At 35.0% G+C, this 20,052-nt stretch carries 23 protein-coding genes and 1 tRNA gene; 1 reads left to right on the top strand and 23 read right to left on the bottom strand.

The genetic code is table 11. The features are described from left to right. Positions 1-24 precede the first annotated feature (24 nt). Positions 25-198 (top strand): hypothetical protein, encoded by a 174-nt coding sequence (locus tag PQ478_RS09230; protein WP_289236614.1) that lies wholly within the window; start codon positions 25-27, stop codon positions 196-198. Positions 199-216: 18 nt separating this feature from the next. Here the strand turns inward: PQ478_RS09230 and PQ478_RS09225 are convergent, their stop codons facing one another. From PQ478_RS09225 to PQ478_RS09115, 23 genes are all read right to left on the bottom strand, one after another. Further along, positions 217-495 carry a hypothetical protein gene (locus tag PQ478_RS09225; protein WP_289236613.1) on the bottom strand — a complete coding sequence of 93 codons (279 nt, stop codon included), beginning with the start codon at positions 493-495 and terminating at the stop codon, positions 217-219. Between the two features lie 31 nt (positions 496-526). After that, a complete protein-coding gene (locus PQ478_RS09220; RefSeq protein WP_289236612.1) occupies positions 527-1,075 on the bottom strand; it encodes a hypothetical protein in 549 nt (182 codons plus the stop codon). A gap of 28 nt (positions 1,076-1,103) precedes the next feature. Continuing rightward, the gene (locus tag PQ478_RS09215) at positions 1,104-1,556 is read right to left on the bottom strand and encodes a hypothetical protein (RefSeq protein WP_289236611.1); all 453 of its coding nucleotides are present in this window, start codon (positions 1,554-1,556) and stop codon (positions 1,104-1,106) included. A gap of 65 nt (positions 1,557-1,621) precedes the next feature. Next, positions 1,622-2,089 carry a DUF1653 domain-containing protein gene (locus PQ478_RS09210; RefSeq protein WP_289236610.1) on the bottom strand — a complete coding sequence of 156 codons (468 nt, stop codon included), beginning with the start codon at positions 2,087-2,089 and terminating at the stop codon, positions 1,622-1,624. 111 nt (positions 2,090-2,200) lie between these two features. Then, positions 2,201-2,623 (bottom strand): hypothetical protein, encoded by a 423-nt coding sequence (locus PQ478_RS09205; protein WP_289236609.1) that lies wholly within the window; start codon positions 2,621-2,623, stop codon positions 2,201-2,203. 11 nt (positions 2,624-2,634) lie between these two features. Next, complete coding sequence (locus PQ478_RS09200) at positions 2,635-3,381, bottom strand: hypothetical protein (protein WP_289236608.1); 747 nt, start codon at positions 3,379-3,381, stop codon at positions 2,635-2,637. Continuing rightward, positions 3,371-3,937, bottom strand: a complete 567-nt coding sequence (locus PQ478_RS09195; RefSeq protein WP_289236607.1) for a LemA family protein — start codon at positions 3,935-3,937, stop codon at positions 3,371-3,373. Before PQ478_RS09195 ends, PQ478_RS09200 begins: the two co-directional genes overlap by 11 nt. A 174-nt stretch (positions 3,938-4,111) precedes the next feature. Further along, a complete protein-coding gene (locus PQ478_RS09190; RefSeq protein WP_289236606.1) occupies positions 4,112-4,453 on the bottom strand; it encodes a hypothetical protein in 342 nt (113 codons plus the stop codon). 25 nt (positions 4,454-4,478) lie between these two features. Beyond that, on the bottom strand, positions 4,479-4,916 hold the full coding sequence (locus tag PQ478_RS09185; RefSeq protein ID WP_289236605.1) for a YosH family protein: 438 nt from the start codon (positions 4,914-4,916) through the stop codon (positions 4,479-4,481). A 39-nt stretch (positions 4,917-4,955) separates the two neighbouring features. Further along, positions 4,956-5,168 (bottom strand): hypothetical protein, encoded by a 213-nt coding sequence (locus PQ478_RS09180; RefSeq protein WP_289236604.1) that lies wholly within the window; start codon positions 5,166-5,168, stop codon positions 4,956-4,958. 79 nt (positions 5,169-5,247) lie between these two features. Then, on the bottom strand, positions 5,248-5,625 hold the full coding sequence (locus tag PQ478_RS09175) for a hypothetical protein (RefSeq protein WP_289236603.1): 378 nt from the start codon (positions 5,623-5,625) through the stop codon (positions 5,248-5,250). Continuing rightward, positions 5,622-6,299, bottom strand: coding sequence for a YorP family protein (locus tag PQ478_RS09170; RefSeq protein WP_289236602.1), 678 nt, complete (start codon positions 6,297-6,299; stop codon positions 5,622-5,624). Before PQ478_RS09170 ends, PQ478_RS09175 begins: the two co-directional genes overlap by 4 nt. Before the next feature lie 10 nt (positions 6,300-6,309). Next, entirely contained in the window at positions 6,310-7,131 is an 822-nt protein-coding gene (locus PQ478_RS09165; protein WP_289236601.1) for a 3D domain-containing protein, read from the bottom strand. A 47-nt stretch (positions 7,132-7,178) separates the two neighbouring features. Then, a complete protein-coding gene (gene dnaE / locus PQ478_RS09160) occupies positions 7,179-11,102 on the bottom strand; it encodes a DNA polymerase III subunit alpha (protein WP_289236955.1) in 3,924 nt (1,307 codons plus the stop codon). A gap of 68 nt (positions 11,103-11,170) precedes the next feature. Continuing rightward, a complete protein-coding gene (locus PQ478_RS09155; protein ID WP_289236600.1) occupies positions 11,171-12,673 on the bottom strand; it encodes a DHH family phosphoesterase in 1,503 nt (500 codons plus the stop codon). Then, entirely contained in the window at positions 12,660-12,881 is a 222-nt protein-coding gene (locus PQ478_RS09150) for a hypothetical protein (protein WP_289236599.1), read from the bottom strand. The genes PQ478_RS09155 and PQ478_RS09150 overlap by 14 nt, the downstream gene beginning before the upstream one ends. After that, positions 12,878-13,855, bottom strand: a complete 978-nt coding sequence (locus PQ478_RS09145) for a hypothetical protein (RefSeq protein WP_289236598.1) — start codon at positions 13,853-13,855, stop codon at positions 12,878-12,880. The genes PQ478_RS09150 and PQ478_RS09145 overlap by 4 nt, the downstream gene beginning before the upstream one ends. Before the next feature lie 137 nt (positions 13,856-13,992). Beyond that, a complete protein-coding gene (locus PQ478_RS09140; protein WP_289236597.1) occupies positions 13,993-15,513 on the bottom strand; it encodes a DnaB-like helicase C-terminal domain-containing protein in 1,521 nt (506 codons plus the stop codon). 12 nt (positions 15,514-15,525) lie between these two features. Beyond that, complete coding sequence (locus tag PQ478_RS09135; RefSeq protein WP_289236596.1) at positions 15,526-16,011, bottom strand: YorH family phage-derived protein; 486 nt, start codon at positions 16,009-16,011, stop codon at positions 15,526-15,528. 90 nt (positions 16,012-16,101) lie between these two features. Beyond that, positions 16,102-17,028 (bottom strand): ATP-binding protein, encoded by a 927-nt coding sequence (locus PQ478_RS09130; RefSeq protein WP_289236954.1) that lies wholly within the window; start codon positions 17,026-17,028, stop codon positions 16,102-16,104. A gap of 187 nt (positions 17,029-17,215) precedes the next feature. Next, a complete protein-coding gene (locus tag PQ478_RS09125) occupies positions 17,216-18,265 on the bottom strand; it encodes an LAGLIDADG family homing endonuclease (protein ID WP_289236595.1) in 1,050 nt (349 codons plus the stop codon). A gap of 363 nt (positions 18,266-18,628) precedes the next feature. Continuing rightward, a complete protein-coding gene (locus tag PQ478_RS09120; protein ID WP_289236594.1) occupies positions 18,629-19,561 on the bottom strand; it encodes a hypothetical protein in 933 nt (310 codons plus the stop codon). Between the two features lie 206 nt (positions 19,562-19,767). Continuing rightward, positions 19,768-19,839, bottom strand: a tRNA-Arg gene (locus PQ478_RS09115). Between the last annotated feature and the right edge of the window lie 213 nt (positions 19,840-20,052).

Genomic DNA, 20,052 nt, shown 5'->3' with positions numbered 1-20,052 from the left:
ACTAAATCTAAGAGGTGTTGTTAAATGAACGTGATTGAATTAACTTTGGCTGACTTGACTGCAATTGGACTTGAGAAACTATATACAGACAACATTAAAAATGTTTCGTTTAAAATGGAATTGTTTACAGGGGAGATTATTGAGTCTACGGTCAATACTGATTGCCACATTGACTCTCAAAAATCTGAGGAGTGCTAGATTTTAGCACTCTCTTTTTTAATACTCAATAAATCTCTTTCTACTACCACAGTAATAAAACTCTTTTCTATGTAAAGCCACTGCTCCTACTACAATTCGATCTGCTTTCTTCATTTCATCAAACATACAGTTAATCGCTTCTTCTGGTGTATCTTTATGTTTAGTTACATTCCAAAGGGTTTTATCTTTTTTAATCTGTGCAACAGTTGAGACATAATATTGATTTGAATAGCTGCTTTTCTCAACAGTAGCTTTACTCATTGAACTGATTAATTTTAACTTATCTTCAGGTGTCATTCGATACCTTCTTTCTTTTAAAATCTGTGTTTTAAGCTGAAACCCAGTTTTCTATGCGATTGATTTCTACTCTCTTCTCGATCTCTCTATGCTGATGTTCTCCACACCATTTACACTTACGATTGTTGCTATTAATCTGATAGTATCGGTCATCAGTATTTGTCATCCACATGTTATGCTCTCTATCAAAGATACATCTACCATCTTTTAAATAAGTTTCAAAGAACCAGTCTGTTATGTCTGTAAAGCTTTCTTTGTTCCATACATTTGCAAAGTTCTCACATCTGCCTTTGCTTAGCACTGAATTCATAAAATTTAAGTGACTTTTCCCCAGACCGAATGGAAAAATGATTACTTGACCCACCATAAAATGTCTTAAGTCATGCTGATCGAACTCTATATGTTCTCCATCAAACCTAGAATGTCGGAGCCAATGAACCTCTAGTTGATTCTTAATATACTTTCCTTCATGTCTGGTCGATGTGATTTTATGTAGGTATTTATATAAATTCCAACTATACTTATCTGACTCGCCTTTTACTTTTGGTTTAATTAGTTTTAAGTCATACGGGATAGCCAATATATCAACCTCCAATTTTTATTTGTCTTTATACTAGGAATACTAATGCTGCAAACATGTATAAGTAATAAGCTAAGCCTACAACACCAATTACTGTTGATTTAAAAGTTCTCTTTCTGTAGATTTTGCTTTGAAGTTTCCGAACATCATCCTCACTTTTAGGAGCACCTTTTAATTTCTTACTTCTAATTAGCGACACAATAATATTTAGAATGTATAGTGAGAGCATCGCAAGCGATGGATATACAAAAGGGTCATAACTTAATGCAAAACATAAGTAGACGATTGTGAGTGTTAAAAGCGACAAAGTTGCTAGCAAAACAAAGACTAATTTAATAACCAGTTTAATAGTTTCTTCATCTTTAATTTCTTCTTTTCTAAACTCTTTAATTTGGTACTCACCTGCTTGGACAATGAATGACTTAAATAGTTTGCCAGTGACTACGTTATAAATAGCAACCGTTAGCAAAATTACAGTCAAAAATATCATCAAGTTAATTAACCACCTTAATTTTTATTTACTTTAAAATTGCTGCTTTATTGAGCTTAGTCACTCTTAAGTTTGGGTGATAATAGCTCAAATCTTGGCACTGTTTGATTCTCAATAGTTAATCCCTCTTCAAACATCTCTTTCGGTCTAGCAAACATTTTATGCTCTCCATACAAATCATCTAAGCAATAATAGATCACAAGATACTCTTCTGATTCTGTGTGCGTAGCTGTCTCAATAACTTTGTATTTCTTTTTGTTTTTATAGTGTCGATAAGTTCCACTAACCACAACTGTATGATACTTAATCCTTTCTGGCTTGTAACATGAGTCACAATGTTCAGGTGCTTCTTCTCCGAAATCATCTGCTTTTTCATGATCCTCACCTAGCACACCGTACTTCTGTCCCATTGCATCACGACAGTCTCCACATAATACCTCTTCACAATTACTACAGTATCCATAGTCAATTACGTCAGGGAAGGAATCACCGCAAACTTCACAAGAATAGTAATCAATACCCATAATTTAACCTCTTTTCATTTAGCATTCATTGAAACCTGAATTTTATTTAGTTTTACATACCATATATTGATTCGATAATTAGATAACATCTATATACGGTATGCTTTTTTATTATCCTTGATATGTATTCATAAACTCAGCTAAGGTCATCCCATTGTCTTGTGCTAAACTTATTGCTACTATAGCAATATTCGTTTCAGTGGACAGGTTCATTACATTTTCCAACCAGTCTAGATAGCTATCAAATTCTGATTGTATGAAGTTGTTTTGAGGTTCATAACCTTTCATTACTTTACCGTTAACTGTGTATTCAAAATCTGCACTTCCTTCATAAATGCAATGTCCATATCGCCACCAGCCATATGACGACTTCCATTCAGAGGCAGGAATTTTTTCTAATTTAACTAATTCCGGTTCTGAGATCTCCCACACTTCGAAATATTGCCCATCAGAGACTTTAGTTAATGCTTGCAATGTTCCTGTAGCTCCTAACTCATAAAGAGCTTCTGTTAAATTACTACCTAAAATTTGCATGTATCCATCTCCTATTTATTATTAAGAAACCTATTATCAAGTGCTACGAATCCAATAACAGCGCCTATGATTAACAATGACCAGAATACCCAAAAGACTATTTCAATTGCATCTGCACTTCTTTCTTTCTGATCAATAAAAGTTTCAATTGTATTGCTCGGATATAGACTGTTTTGTTTAATTGTTTTGTCTGCTGCTAGAGAGTAAAGAGTTGCCTCAAACACATCTTCTATAACGTAGAACTTGAATCTCACACTAGAGAAGAAGTTATCTTTAACAGTTTCTTTATAATCGTAATGTCTGAATGTCATAGTCTCATAAGGAAATTCCCTATTAAGATAACCGAAGGACTCTGTGTTAAAATGCTCCCTGTTTACTTCGTCCCATTCCCAATAGGTCTCTGTCTTTGATTTTGTGTTTCCATTTGAATCCGTATAGGTTACTATTCTTGTTTTCATAACGTAATGCTCTTCTATTTTACGTATCGCAAAGTATTCACCCTCAATCATGTCATCAGAAACAGGCTCAATGGCATGAAAGCTGCCATAAGAAACCATATCTCCAATGTTAGTATCAAGTGCATGATTAAATAAATCAGGATCATTGTCTACTTTTAGGGCATTGAAATACTTTTGATTATTTTCCGAAACGCTATTATGTAAAGAGTTACCGATGAAGAATCCTAGAGACACCATAACCAAAACAATGATTATGCTCACCAGTGCTTCACGTTTTGTGACTTCAATGTTATTCATCATCTTCCCCTTGATTAAACAGGTCTGTAGGAGCATCTGAAGGTGCATCATATTCTAGATAGTCACTGTCAATTTGCTCATAGCCCATAAAGTCTAGGATAGCTCGGTTAGGAAATTGTCTTACATGCTTGTTGTATGCTCTAACCTGAATATTGTAAGTTTTACGATGTTCTGCAATTAAGTTCTCTGTTGCTGATAGCTCAGTCATAAGAGTTTGATAATTCTCTACTGATTTCAGGTCTGGATATGCCTCAGTAATAGCTTGAATTGATAGTCGTGCCTCTTCAATGTTTCCACTATTAGCTTGTGCTCTAGCTTCAGTTAATTCTGTCATAGTGCCACGTTCGTGATTGTCATAAGACTGAACTGTATCCACTAAGTTATGGACTAAATCAACCCTGCGCTTTTCTTGAATCTCAATTGCTGAGCTGCTTTCAAAAATCTGTTCTTCAAGATTGATAGCTTTATTCTGAACTGATACTACTAACGAGATTGCTACAACAACTACACTAATCAAAATTCCAATTGCGATTAAAAAACCAAATATTTTTCTAGTCATCCAAAAACCTCTTTTTCAATTTATTTTATTTTATATATTCTCCATGTGTGTCTAGTTTACATCTAGTACAATATCCTGCTTGTTCAATATCATTACCCCAATAACCAGTGCTCACAGTGTACATCTCCCATGTGTGTCCTCTGCGTTTGCAAATAAATCTCTTTATTAAGCTGATCATTTGGCTGCCTCAACTTTATAGATGTTTTCATACATTGATAAGATAGGAATTCTAAATCCTTGTGTATGGATTGTGAAACTATCTCCTTCTCTAAGTGATCCTTGAATGTCTGATGAGTCAAACTTGAATCTAAATAAGGAGTCTACATTCTCGAAAACTTTAGTCTCACCACTATCTATCTCTGCAAAAACTAAATACTTGTGACTATTACCAGATTTCTTAACCTCTTTTTCAGTAACTGTAATGGTGTATGTAGTGGTATTAAAGTATCCTGCTATGCTAAACCCTATAGTTGTTGCAATAATTAATACAAATATAATTGTTATTAATTTATTCATATTGCCCTCCCATTTTAATTAATAATTATAGTAAAGAACCATCCACAAGAAGCAACTCAACATCTTCACTTCCTAAAACTTCAAAAATTTCACTCTGCTCCATCAGCTCTCCGTTCTCTCCTTTTGATCTAGCAAACTTAGTAATCGCTATATAGTCTTTAACAAGTTTACATTCTTCTAATAACTCATCATACTCTTCTTCACTTCCAGCAACACTCTCAATGTATTTATCTACTGCTTCTCCGATTGTTAGTGCCTTAATTAGAGCATAGTATGGTGTATTAAATTCATAGTAATTCATATTAATCTCCCCTTTAATAATAGTATTGATTGTTCTGCTTGCATCTTCTAGATTTAGTGTTAAGTCACTATATCCGTTTCTTCGGATTTCCTTATTCATTTCATTCCATAACATGATTGAAACATTATCTAATTGCTTTAAATCTACCGAATCCAGATTCATATCAAAACCTCCTGATTTAATTAAAATCTAAAAATTTATTTAATTGTTTTCGAGTAGTTGAACCTCATATCCATCCACTTCGGAAATCTCAAAGATAGTACAATACATAAAACAAGCACATTCTTCTTCAAGTTTAGCTGTTTCTCTCATTGCTACTTCTTTTTCACTTTTACCAGTAGTTAAATAGCTGCCATCATCACAATCATCTAAGTAGCGAACCATAAATAATTTCAGTGTAATTCCAACTTTCATTAAAAACTTCATTTTATTAGAAATTCACGTTTGAAAACAAGAGTATTATAGAGCATACGGGAGAATGAGAGAGTTTGTTTTAGGCATAATATACTTTTTCATTCTCAAACCATGCTAACTCAGACTCGGACAACTTAGATCCAGTTTCCTTATCAATAAATGAATCGTATTGATAAGGATCGTAGTAGCCTAGTAATAAATCACAACTAGGCTTTTCTAATCCTACAAACGCCCCTTCGACAACCGCATGAACGTTTTTTGTTCTTTCTGAAATCACTCGCTGCCTGCCTTTTTCGCTAACAATATATTTTGCATTATGTAATAAAACCTTATCCGCATGAGCAACGACTAGCCCACTTTTCTTATCTTTAATACTGAAAGCGCTCTTATGTAAGTTGCGGTATACTCTAACTATTTGTCCTTCTGTTAGATTTCGGTCTTTGAGAAAGGTAATCATCGTTTCGTCATACCATCTGCCAGCAAACTATATCCTGCAATATCGTTATATGTGCTTTCAGATAACAAGTCACCATTTGGGTTACTAAAGATTCTATTCTGCTTATCAATAATACGGACTTGAATTAGAATGTGCTGCAATAATGCCTCTGGAATTGTATATGTGTCATCTTCATTCTTATAGTCACGCAAGAACACTTTGATTAGATCAAATGCCTTACTAAACGAATCGCCATATGCCTCTTGCTTGGAATCAACTAACGCTCCAATTGACTGACCAATCTCCTCAAATTTCCCTGTATTTTTAATGTTAATATTAGTTTCTCCTACTCCAAGATGAAACGGTTCAACATCTTCAAAGTCAACTGTCTTATAGCTGCCATCGCCAAACATTAACTCAACTTTACGATTCATATAATCAACATTGATTGCTGTGCCTTTTTCATCGTTATATGTATACGTAAACCCTTCATAGACAGCATCTTCAATAAGATCTAACTCCTCTTCTTTAAACTTCGCTGTGCCACCATCTGACAATTTAACATCGTAATCATACATGCTACCATCTAACTGTTCGATAACATGACCATGCATTTCACTATAATCTGGATATGTATATGATGCATTTTTATTTGCTTTTACCTTTGTATAAAGACTGTATTTAAATAGTTTCATCGAATCACTCCTAGTTAATTATTCGAATTTGAACCTGTTGTCTACCTTTGCTGCGAGCTGAAGATTTATCTGCGACAAGCAAGTCTACAATATTACCTTTTATCCTACCTCCCGTATCGCTTGCGTATGCTTTAAAGATTGTTCCATCACTTCTTTTCACTTCAACGGTAGAGCCTAATGGTATGCGATTAGGATCAACTGCGATAACTCGCATACCATTTTGATAGATAGTGTTTTTAACATTGTGACCTGTGGCTGTAATCCCAATGCAACCTTTGCACCGAGCGGTGTAGTGGGTCATTTGAAAACTTTGCCACCCTCCACCATTACTGCTTGTGTCAGAACTATTGTTTTGAGTGCTCTCCTTTGAAGCACCACCTCCTTTACTAGCTTGCTTAAAATTTACTTTCTTATCTAACTCCTCAATCCGATTCTTCAACCTGCTAATCTCAGAATCTTTTTCTTTATTAATGTTTACTTGATTCTTATGTTTCTGCTCCCACTGTTCTAGCTGCAAACTAAGATTCTCATTACCTTGTCTTAATTCGTCATTCTCATGTTTCAATTCCTTAATTGTGTCTAGCTGCAGTTTATTTTCTTCCTCAATCTCAATCAGTTTTTCTTCCTGATAGCCTGTTCTACTTTCCAACTCACTGATCATTGCATCCTTCTCTTCAATCATTCGCTGATTTTCAAAATATGCGATTGAAAAGTATAAAACTGCAAGTGCTAAAAACGCCATAAACACTAGGAATAATGCATGTACTACTTCCGATAAAATTTTCCTTTTATTCGATGTTATGTAATATAGTATACTTTTTAAATGTAACATCCTCACACACCTTTGTAAATAATTTTATTTTATTTTATCAAATAAGTTTAAACGTGCTCTCGTTCAGTCTTAAGAGTCAAATTACCTTTGCTGTCAATATCTTCGATTAAGCAGACAGTATGTTGATAAATTGAATCTTTGTATGTACGTGGGACAAATTTATTGCCTCTTCTATAGCCAGAAATAAGTAATTTGTTACCTCTGGTGAACCAAGGCTTCTCTAATACTGTTTTAGTACCATCACCATTGGAGCGTGAAATCTGCTTATTGTAATGACCGAATGCACCAGCGTAAAACTTCACACTAACAACACCATATGGAGTAAGTAAAGTAATAGAGTTTTTATTTTTATCTTTATCAAGCACAGTTCCAATAATTCGATGAATATCAAACTCTGGAAATTCTCTATCTCCTCGCTTCTTCATTCTAACTACAGTAGGATCTTCATTCATTTTAAAGTAATTAGAGATTCCATACTTAACTTCATTTACGTGTGCTAATTCATGCTCATGATAATAGAAGCTGATTGAGTCCATTTCCCATTTACTAAGTGTTCCACTTGCATACTTAGTAAACTCTTCATTAATGATAGCCTTATTTAAATTTGCAAGCACTTGCTCATCTTGAAGCCATTCTTTGACAGCTTCCATTTTCTTGTCATATTCCTTTTTAAATCGCACATCTGAAATGACAATTTTATTATCAACCATGTCTACAATACTATCGTCAGAGAAGTGTTCATTAAAAAATTCGGTTTCTGACTCCCCTAAGATCAATAGCTTATCTTTAGGCTTGGAGATGGTTTTGTAAACTGATTTCAAAACGTGCTTTCTAAATCTGAAAAATCTCTTATGCAGATTAAATTTCTCTGGAAGTAAGTCATGCCCTATGATCATTGGTAAATTGGCTGCAGTTAGCTTCTGCTTAGTTTCTGATACCAGCTCAATAAACTGAATCATAATTTCCTCACGCTGCCCAAACTTATCAAATGCTCCTCCCTTAATAAGTTGAATAACATGACCTTTCTTAATGAGTCCTGAGTGGAATAGCTTTTCTAAGAAGTGATTGAAGCTCTGAAAAGGTCTATGTTCCAATATAGTATGTACTGCTTCATCCCCAATTCCATTAATACCTTTAAGACCAAAGATAATTTCATCAGTATCTAGGTCTGGAGAAAATCCAAACTTGGCACGATTGACATCAGGCAACGCTACTTTTACTCCATTTTGTCTCATGTTCCCAATAGCTGCTGCAATTTTCCCATATTCTGTTGTTCGGTTTGCATTCTTTTCATCTTCATCTCCTTTATCTAGACCACCACTATTTACGGTCAAGCAAGCTGTATTCCAGTAGATAGGATTGAAGTGATAATTAAGATTTAGCTCTTGTAAGGCTATAATTGAATATGGAATTACATGATTATTCGAGAACGAATATCCAAGCTGTCGTTTAATCTGAACATCCCAGATGTATGTTAACAAGTTTTCACTAGCTCCATTTTTTAATCCTTTTTCAAAAAATGTGTTTCTCATTCTCTTAATTTCAGACTCTTTTTTCTTTGCGATGATCTTACGTAATTCATTGGATTCAAGTACTCCAAAATTCGCTATTCTCTCATCCATTGTAAGAACCATTACTGATTCTTGGGAATCTGCAACCCCGTTTAACTTTAATAAATGCTCTTTCATAATCTCTTGCTCTTCTGCAGTAAGTCCATACCTGTCCATTTCTTGATACCATAGTTCAATATCACCTTTATACTTCACAAATGTATCTACAGGCTGCTCACCATCATCGGGCATTAGTCTCATAAGTGAATTAGTTGCTGCCATTTCAGTTAGATTGGAAGGTTTAACTTTAGTAACAGATTGAATTCCTATTTCAGTTGAGAACTGGAATAGATCGGGCACGTTGCCCTCGCCAAGCATCTTCCATATCTTAGGATCATTGTACTCAATGTTTTTAGGATGGAGATATTTAATAAATGTTTCACGTAAGCTACCTTGCCATTCAATTTCTCCATACTCTAGTAGCATGTTGAGAGCTTCCCTTATTTTATCTTCTGCCTCCACGGTCAAAAGATCGTATTTTATACTACCAAGCGACTCTTCTTGACTAAGGTTAAACTGAGTAGTAGGATTACCGTTTGGCGCTCTCATCATTGCGCTTGTATCAGTAAAATCTGAATTATAAACAATAATACCACCAGCGTGAATACTGCGCTTATTAATAAGGTTCTCAACTTTAAGTGCAGTTTCTTTTAACTTAGGATATTTTTCAATCTCTCGAATCAATTCTTTTACTGGCTTTCTGTCCTTTTCATCATTTCCGTAAAAACAATCAGATAGTGACCAGTTAGCACCTCGCTCAAACGGAATCATACCACTTAAATATAGAGCTGTATCACTATCAATGCCAAGTCCACGACAAGAAGTTTGTAGAGCTGACTTTGAGCCTTCAGTACCGAACGTACATACATTCAAAACCTTATTATGACCAAAGTGATCTTTTAGTGCTTGTGTGATTTGTGGACGTTTAGCCCCTTCAAAATCTATATCAATATCTGGAAAATCAGGGCGTTCTTTGCTTAAATGTCTCCAATGAGGAATCTCAACTTCATAATCCAATGGGTTAATCTGTGTAATACCAAGTAAGAAGCAAATAATAAAACCACTACTACTTCCTCGACCACTTCCCACAAGGCTGTTACCTTTACAATCATCCCAAATTACATCAATAATCTCTTTTACGGTTACATAGTAACTTGGCATGGATTGACCGAGTTTCTTACTGATCTCCCATAGCTCACCTAGTTCATCGTTAATTCTGCTGAGGATAATATGAAACTTTTCTTTAGTTAAGCTATCATCCCGTAAATACTTATTAAACCCTTCTTCAATTAAGTATAGTAAGTATCTATCTTGATCACTGTCTGAATGAGCAATATCATTTATGTAAGTGTATTTATCATAAACAGGCTTAAAGATATGCTTCAATTCAAACTCTGGAAGATCGATTTTAGGAATAATAGTTTCGTTTCTAATGTCATAGTCTTCTACCATATCACCAATAAGTAGAGTATTTTTCAGTCCTTCAGCAATGATCTCATCATCAAAGTAATTTAATCTTTCTTTGATTTCCTCTAAGGATTGAAGAAAACAAGCCTCATAAAAATCATCTACTTCTCGCTCACCTTCTTTAGCGTTCAAGTAGGCTTTATGTACTTCTCTGTCTTCGGGTCGTAGGTAGTGAGCATCCGTTGTAATAATCCACTTTAAACCATAATGCTTTGCAATAGGGACTAGCTTATTATTGCAGTAGATTTGCTCTTCACTATAGGCTGGCTGCAACTCGATATAGAAGTTATCTTGACCGAATACATCAATGCACCATTTAATAAATTCATCAATCTTAATTTTTATTCCTTTTATAGCATCTAATTGATTTGTTTCTTCTGCCTCTTTTAGCTCTAGCAGATAAATATTTAACTCCGAACCTAGACATGCACTTGAAGCAATAATGTTTCCTTGATCCTTTTTCACTATTTCTTCAAGGAAGGATTTCTCAGTAGGTACACGCTCCATAATACCAGTTCTAAAATAATTGTCGCTCCAAGCCTTAGAGCTTAACACTCTCAATTGATGATGTCCCTTAGCATTCTTTGCCAATAAGAGAAAATGGGGGAACTTTGTAACTCCCCCAACATATTCATCTCTAACTTTTTCTACAGAGTCCACAAGATAAATCTCATTGCCGAGTATCAGTTTAAAGTCTTTATGTATTTTTCCTTCTTTTTTGAACTTCTCAACAGTTTGAATAGCTTCAACATGCGCACTAAGTAGCTCATGATCAGTAATAGCTATACCGTTGTAATTTAACTCTGCTGCAGTCTTAATCAATTCATCTACTTTATTTGTGCTGTCGAGCAATCTAATATTAGAGTAATGACTATGACAGTGTAAGCCAACCATACACACCAGCAACACCTCCTATTTTAATTATAAATTAATTTTAATTTATTTTAATAGGTAAGTCAATACTAAAATACCAATTCTTTTTCTCCTACACTAACAACTTCAAAGTCTTCCATCATAACCTGTGGAGTAATATAGCCATTCCACTCGTTTACATTACACTTACCCACGATTTCGATTGCATATTCCCCATCTTTACCAAACACCTTATTAAACATATCTTCAGTTTGTTTGTACATAATAAACTCGATATTCTTATACTTAAACTTTAGTGTGGTCTTATTAACCTTACCTAAGATTTGTATATCATCTTTATCAAACTTGAGCTTAAATGCTAAGAGTGGTGCATCGACTCCTCCACCCCATAGATGTCTATGCTCATGAATTTCTGCAATAAGTTGATCAGGCTTAGATGTCTTGTCTGTGATTATAAAATCAACTTCATGCACATCTTCATTCTCTACACCCTTTAGCTGCTCATTTATGTAATCATTCATTGCTACAAGCTTATCAGCATCAATACTATAACCGAAAGCATTAGGATGACCTTCTACAAAATTAAAATATCCTGAGTCACGTAAAAATTGCTTGAGATCCTTAATATGTCCTTTTTCGTAACCTCTAGCAGATCCCGTAAACACTGGCTTTTCTTCATCCTTGCGTATCAATAAAACTGGTCTTTTATAGAGTTTTACAAGTTGGTTTGCAACCAAACCACCTAAGTTTTTATCAAGTAAATCAGTCACATTTACAATTAGAACTTTATTCTTCAATAATCCCTTTTCTTCAATACGTTCTTTGATGGCTACTACACCTTTATCACGCAACTTATCTTGCCTGCTCTTTACATTACCTGCAATCCTTGCTGTATCTTCTTCCAATGGAACAAAAGTATCTTTCCGTTTGTAGTATACTTCTTCCTCAATACCCATTAGCGCTCTGAATAGCTGATCCTTTTCTTCCTGTTTTCCAACTCGGATAATCGCATTTATACTTGGGTTAATATAGAAGCTAGTAGAAGTTAAAGTTTTATCTCCTTTTGTGGAGAATTCATGTTTCTTAAACATTGACTTAATGAATTTATTTTTAATGCCTTTTAATCCATTCAGAGCATAGAATCTTGCTTCTAAATCTCCCATATAAGCAGAATCGGCAATATTGCCAATAGCAACTAAATCTAGGTAGTCTTTAGCGTAGTTTACACCTAGTTCATTATCTAAAGCCTCTAGAAACTTATAGACAATACCAACACCTGTGATAGCTTTTGAAGTGTAGTCAGGTGAGAGTTGATTATTAACTACGATTGCATGCTGTGATTCTTCGTCAACTGGGTGATGATCTAAAATGATAACGTCTACGCCCTTTTTAGAAAGGTGTGCATGCTCCTCATATTGTGATGAGCCAGCATCGGGGATGATAACAAGAGTTGCGGAGTCGGGTATCTCACTTAAAATAACTCCGTGTTGCTTGCCTTCATGTAGTCGATAGTTAATTTTAAAATCAGGGTACACTCTTCTTAGATAGCTAATTAAGGCTGCAGAACTAGTATAGCCGTCAGGGATCGGCATCAACCTGAACGAATGCCTCACCCCCTTTTTTAACATGTTTAATTAAGCAATTTACAGCTCTCCCAATATTCTTCAGTTGACTATGATGTCCTACATTACTTTTAGTTGGACTATAAAACTCTTTTAGATTCTCAATTCCACGATTCTTCAAAACATGTTCAATTGGATTATCGCCATATTCAAACGGACTTATTAATTTATAATTCAACCAATCACCTCATCCTTAGTAGTTATCTCAATTTTATTCTTCAATAGAAACTCAAACGTCTCTTTTCCATGATCAATAGGCGCTGATTTTAAACCCAACTTACCCCATCTATCCCACACTACATGGACTCGAAAATAAGGAGCAAGCATCTGTGCATCTTTCAATATCTTCTTTGCATATATTTGCTCTTGCTTACTTCCTACTTCAGCGAATTCTTTATCTGGTAGTATAAATACCTCTTCAAGCTCTTTTATGGAAAGCAGTATATCTAAATGAAATCTTGTGATATTACTACCACCTAAAGCAACAGTCCAATTTTCATCTCCATAGAAAGTGTCAGACTTTAAGACGGATTTCTCTGATTCAAATAATCCAATCTTTCTATGCTTCTTAATTGTGGGAAGTGTCTTATTTAAACCGAAGAGGTTGAAGCCTGTCGGGAAGGCATATTGAATCAACCCAATGTTAGCAGGGACATATTTCCTTCCCATTGCAAGTTGCTCCTCATCTAAGTTTCTTACTCTAATACCGATAAGCTCATTTTTTATATTATAGTTAGGAATTGTTATTTGATTTTGAGAAACATAGAAGCCAATACCATACTTTTTAATTGACTCAGATGAAATTCCCTCCTCTATCCAACTTTCGTGAGGATATGGGAGAAACACATCTAACACTCTATCGTCATAAACTTTAAGCTCAGTATTGACTTTGTTTCTTTTGAATTTATTGATCCAATCCCAGTCATCTGTTTTATCACTTGATTTGTATGTACTGTTAGCTTGATAGTGTTTCCCAGTGACGTCAGCTACGTATTTAATTGCTTCATAGAATGATAGGGTGTAGCCTTGCTGCTCTTTAGCTTTGATTACTAAAGAATATATGTCATATGATTCTTGGCACTCTGTATAACATCTAAATGACTTTCCTTCTTCGTAGTAATAGAGCTTATGCTTGCTTCCAGAGTGGCACACAGTAGTGAATTGTAAATCTCCCTGTTGACTTCGTTTCGGCTCTGCACTACCTAAATCCCTAAGTATAATTTTTATTTCTTCTTCTGTTAGTGACTCTTTGATTAAGTCCTTATCTAGTGCGATGGGAGTTCACCTCCCTATACTACATTATCTTTTTGCTTGATCTCAGTTGGTTCAATATTCACCAATTGATAGTCATTAGTGGTGAGAAACAATTCTTTGACCCGCATATTGTCATAATCAATATAGAGCCATAGCTTCATACTCTTATATTTTGTCATTCGGTTTTTGTAGATATGATAAACAATGTTTGGCTGCTCACACCCAAATTTTTCTTTGTAAATTGGCTCTAATGCTTCCAAGTCTTTCTGTGTGGGCACAAGCGCAATCATTGCTTTATGTAGCTTATCAGCCAGACTTTTTGCGCCACGTAGCAAGTTTTGATCAGCGTCTCTCGCATCTTTCCATTCACCATTTAACTGAGAAGCCGTTATAATATAAACATCATATCTAGCTGCAATCTCAACTAGCCGATACATAAAAATATACAGTACCATATCTTCACGCAATGACATTCCTTTTGAACGTTTAGCCATCTCCTCAAGGATTTGAACTGAAATATGAATGTAGTCAAAGTATATATACTCTGTTTTATTTTCTAGAATATGTGTTTTAATAACTGTCTCAATAAGCTCTGTGTTGAAATCAGGTATGTATTCAATAATAAAGTTTGAACGCTCAAGAATTTTAATTGCTTTCTTTACTCGCTCCTCCTCTTCTGGTGTGCACAGAGCATCTTTTATATTGCTTTCTTTGACACCGCTTATGTAAGCCCAAATAGTCGGTCTTAGATCATCGGCTTCTGCTTCAGTAGAAATGTAGAGTACGTTTTCACCTACATTGCGTTGAACCCATTCCTCTTTTTCTAAATCATAAAATTCGTCAATAGCCATGTCTGTAGCTTCAGCTAAAGCAATACGTGTCTTACCAGTATTTTGAGGTGCTGAACGCATTGTTACAGTTTTCTTTTTCGCTCCTCTGAAAATGGTGTTTTGTATGTTCCCGATAAGTGAGATACCATAGTCAGGGCTTAGCTTATAACTAGCGAATAACTCTTCATTGCCTTTAGATGCATGTTCAGTTGTTCGATTCATACTATTCACAAACACGTTTCTAATTTGTAGCTGCTTATTCTCAAAAATGTCTACAATGTCTGAAATAGTCATTTTATCGAATTTCTCCATCATTTCTTCTTGTTCTCGTGGATTTAAAATGTTTTCATCATAAACATCATCTACAGAAAAACCAATTTTTTTGTAAGCCCTAAGTAAACTAAACTTTTTTAGTCGGTTGTAATTATAGCTATAGTTTTTTAAGCTTGCCTTTTCCATCGCCTGCATAAGATATTCTATTCCATCATTATCCTGAAAAATTTTGTAGTGAACATCGTAATTAGATAAAAATGAATCTATCATAATCACGTCAATATCTTCCACTCCATCATCTTTAAGGTTGTTGATTGCTGCAAAACAAATTTTATGAAACATTTCATCAAAATCATCTTTAACTAGCCATTTTTCTTCATCTTCAAGCAAATAGGATTTCTGCATCAAACACCCTAAAACCTGAAAAACAGCTCTCTTGTCATTTAACGCCATTTACACACCACCCTATAACGAGTCCATATCTATTCTTCTAATTCTCTTGTTGTCACTCTTTTTAGGAGTGTTAATCTCTATAACTCTTTCTTCTTTGACTTCAAAGTCTTTAAGACTGGATTTAACATTCATTACAGTTCTAATATGCTTCTTAGTCTCTTCATACATAAAAGGTATGATCCCTATTCCATGACCTTCTTGCATGGAATTGCCTAGAGTGCCGTAGAAGTATCTCAAGGTTAACTCCATTCCCTTGTAACGATACCCATACTCATTCTTAAACTCGGAAACTTGCTTCATAATAAAAGGCATATTCACCTTTTTCTCGTATAGGTCAAAGTATATGTAATCTTTCAATTCTTTAAGTTCTTGCTTCTCTGTGTCACTATTCTTTTCTTGCTTACTTCTCTTCTCGGCACATTCTGGATGAAAGTACCTTCTACCTATTTGAGTGGCTTCACTCTTTAAAACATGTTCCTTACAATCAGGACAGATCATCTTCTTATCTTTCTCTGCGATAAATATCACCTACTTTAAAAATAAGGGAGTCTAGCTAGTAAACTCCCTTATGATTTGTTGCTTATGTAATTACAATGATTCTTTATATTCGTTTAAATCTTGAATAATTAACTCAATTAAATCCTTTTGCTCCTCTTCTGTTGATTTTAAGTTTCTTCCTTTACCTAAGTGATTCTCAATGATTTTTCCGATCTTAGCTACACGAGCATTACGCTCATCACCTTCTTCAACTTCAGCTGCAATTGCTTGACAAAGCTTTGTAGCTTCATTTCGCACTTCTTCAAAAGGACGATCTTCTGTCACAGACTGATAAACATTTACATGACCATCAATCGCTTGCACCTTATCTTCCTCGGCTTGCTTTTCGATTGCGTCAGCGATGACACCAACTAAAGTATTATAATCAAACGGCACGTAGTTAGGTGTGTGCTTCCACCTTGATCCTGCCTCAAATCGTGTTGACCCACGCATATAAAGTCGCACCTCAACACCTTCTTCAGTTTCTACAGCCTTACTAAAGCCGATGATATCAGACATACGCAACACGATTTTTCGAGCTTTTTTAGCCAGTGTTGGAACAATTTTATTAAATTCTTGACCACTCTCATCTGTAAATTGCTTATCTTCACTATGAGAAATCATTACTAAACCGTAATCCATTAAAGGAATGGAGCGAAAGGCTTGATCAACCTCTTTCTCAAGTAATTTATATCCACCACCGAAAGGAATATCAGAAATCTTGTCTACGCCTTCACGATTTAGTACGTACTGTTCTGCTAAATCCCAAGCAATATCAGCAGTATCAATAATAATCGTTTCATACTTCTCACGTACTTTAGGATTGTTTAACTGCTTTAAAACTTGCTTAAATTCAGTCCACTTGTTAATTGGTTGTGCATGAACATTGTTTAATGCATTGTATCCGCGCTCAAACGCCAATAGTAAACTGTTTGGAAACTTGGTTGCATTAGTAGTCTTTCCTGATTTTGGTTCCAGATTGTTATCGTAAAGGCTTTTTATCCTTTACTTCTGGAGGTTTCCCTCATCAATGAAGCTCAGGCACTCCATCTACAATCGGTCAATTCCGATCCAGCTCAGCATATCTTTTCATCCGCTTGGGATGCTTCTGCCTCTTGGGAGTTTTATTCTGCGGCACACAGTATCATAATTATTTTTATTAATATTAATTAGCTGCTAGTTGGCTTTCTCTTGTTTGAATTAACTCATCAAATTTTTTCTTTTTTCTATATAAGTGCAAACATCCATCATAGTACATCATATTGTATATTTTTATCGATTCCTTTGTACTGTATAATATTTCATAGACGGATCGCTGCTTATTTATATTTTTCTTTTTTAGTCCTTTATTTCTCAATATCAATTCCATTGATTCAATTATATCTCTACTACCACTAAACAGTCTGAACCTAATTTGCTGCTTGGTAGTTTTTATGCCAAATGAGTTCGAAGGATACTGACCACCCACGCTCCCATCCCCATCAAAATACCCTCTAATAAAATCTAGCTGATATTCTTCTGGTACTGGAGGCATTTTTATAGTTAAGGACTTTCGCTCTGTCACACCTAAAGACTTCAAACTTTTAACTAATTGAACTGAATTCATCCTCAGTGTACAATAGTGGCTCTCTTTATTGAATCCTTTGCTTTTATAAGTGTGCACTTCTCCTTCGTAACCGATCTCATCCTTTATTTTATGTAAAATTTCAATGTCGCTTTTTTCAAGAGAGATAATAACAACATTCTTTGACTTATTTAACTTTTCATCATAGTGAGTGTGAACACATCCATCAGCACAAATGAAACCAAGTATGTATGCCATATTATTAGACCAAGTTTCAAAATAGTTGCGATTGATGTCATATACTCTACATTTGTTTTCCGAGTCTAGCTTCTTTTTAATATCTGATCTCGTTCTTATTTTAATATTTCTGTGTCGTAGAACATCAGATACTGTTTGCCAGTTGACTCCATAGTCTTCGGCTATTTCACTAAAAAATTTATTGTTTTGAGTATAATCATTTTCTATTTTTTCCCCATGTTCTCTATTAAGCTTTATGTATAGAGGCTCTTTAGGAAAATCAAATTTGATTGCCCAGTTCCTAACTGCAGTTGCACTACAATCTAACTCCTTAGCTGTTTGACCATATGTTTTGCCTTCAATCACAATCTTTTGATGCATTACTTCTCTATTTTCATAATTTCTATTTCTCACAGCAACACCTCTCCCAAAAGATGTTGTGCGCCACAGTTTTCACTCCTATGCGTTGCCCCTGACCAGTTTTTTACACTAGCCTTCAGGTCGGATTACCATATCAAAATGACTTAGGCTTCCCGATTTTTTCAGAAGTTTACTCATAATGTGTTGCCACATTAGACGGCAATCACTTACCGTAAAAAGTTACAATTTTCCCACGTAAGTCCCTGCTCACTACAGTCGGTTCAATTCCCAATAGATCAATAGCCATTTATAAATTACCCCTTTATTGTTTAATTTTATTTATTGGAGGGGAGTTTCACCCCTCACTTTTTATTTTAATCTTATCTGATTCACCACTTACTTTATTGCTTTAGTATATTAAAATGGAAGGTCGTTATCATCAATTTCAACTGGTTTTTTATTTGGTTTTGTCTCAAACCCTGTCTTTGCTCCACCTGAAGGCTTGCTTCCTTTATTGTCCTTTTTCTTATTCTTAAGTTGCTCTAAGTGTACTTCACGCTCTGTTAGAGCCTTTTTAATTACATCTACTTTATATGTATTTACATTATCTTCATCATAAGGCTCAGACCCACCCGTTACTACATATTCACGAACAGTATTTGTTTTAATTTGCTTATCTGCGTTACCAAAAGCACCCTCTGTCTTTTTCTCAACAATCTCTTTAAAGTTTACAATATTTCCCCAAACTTTTACCGTTTGCCCTTTTTCATAGTTGTCTTGGACGTATTCTGCGCCATCTTCACCAACTACAAATGTGAATGGAACAATCTTTCCACCGTATAGTGGCAGGTATGCATCTAAGATGGCTCGTCCTGTTTCTTGCTCGTTCTTATATTCTTCTTTTACTGCTGCTACAATTACTTCAGCACGGAATTCTGCCTTAGGTGTGAACTCTTCACCCGCACCCACTCGATTAATAAAGCTTGAGCTGATTTGTGGGAATGTGCGTAATTGACCGTCTGGAGTGTAATATTCATTAAGACCAATGTTTCCAGTAGTGATACGAACCTTATCTGCTGCTTCCGCACCCACTTTATTCACTGATTGATACTCATTCATTACTGTAGCAAGACCTTTATAAAGCCCACTCTCTTCATTAGAGTCCTTTTTAAATTTATAAGAGAAGAAGTTTACCGTATGTACTTCGTTTTCTTTAATTTCAATATCAACTTCACCTGTAATTGCTGGTTTCCCGTTAATTTCTTTTTCTTCTAAACGATTCTCTAATAAAATACCCTCAATATGTACTTGATTTTCCGCTTGTCGTAAAGTGTTAGTGTTTTCTGCCATAGTTAAATTCGCTCCTTTTAATTTCCGTTAATTTTTATTTATTATATTGTAATTCTTAATAAAAGATTGCTTTTAATATGTAAGTTGTACTGGTGGACTCCTTTCACACAATTTGCATTGTGACTCTTCTGCTGCAGTTTTTGTGATGTTCTTTACCATAGCTATCACCACCTTATCTTAGTAAACTTTTTATTTTTTGTTGCAAGTCCCAATACTAGGAATCGAACCTAGACTTCCTCTTTAGGAGAGAGGCGTAATATCCGTTTTACTATATCGGGTTGATTTAATGATCAGCTCCCCCTCCTAGCTAATCTAACGTTGAAGCCCTACGAACTTTTCCAAGCTCATATGTCTTGTTCAACTCCCCCTGTTCTTTACTACTCTCTTATCTTACCACGCTCTATCATTCTTGTAAACTATTAATTTTTAATTATTTTAATGTTTTTTTAAAAGTGGCTGGTAAGACTTGTTCAATTGCTTTGCTACATACT

This window comes from Alkalihalophilus pseudofirmus (assembly GCF_029094545.1).
Lineage (GTDB): Bacteria > Bacillota > Bacilli > Bacillales > Bacillaceae_D > Alkalihalophilus > Alkalihalophilus pseudofirmus.
This window is presented reverse-complemented; position numbering and strand designations above follow the sequence as displayed.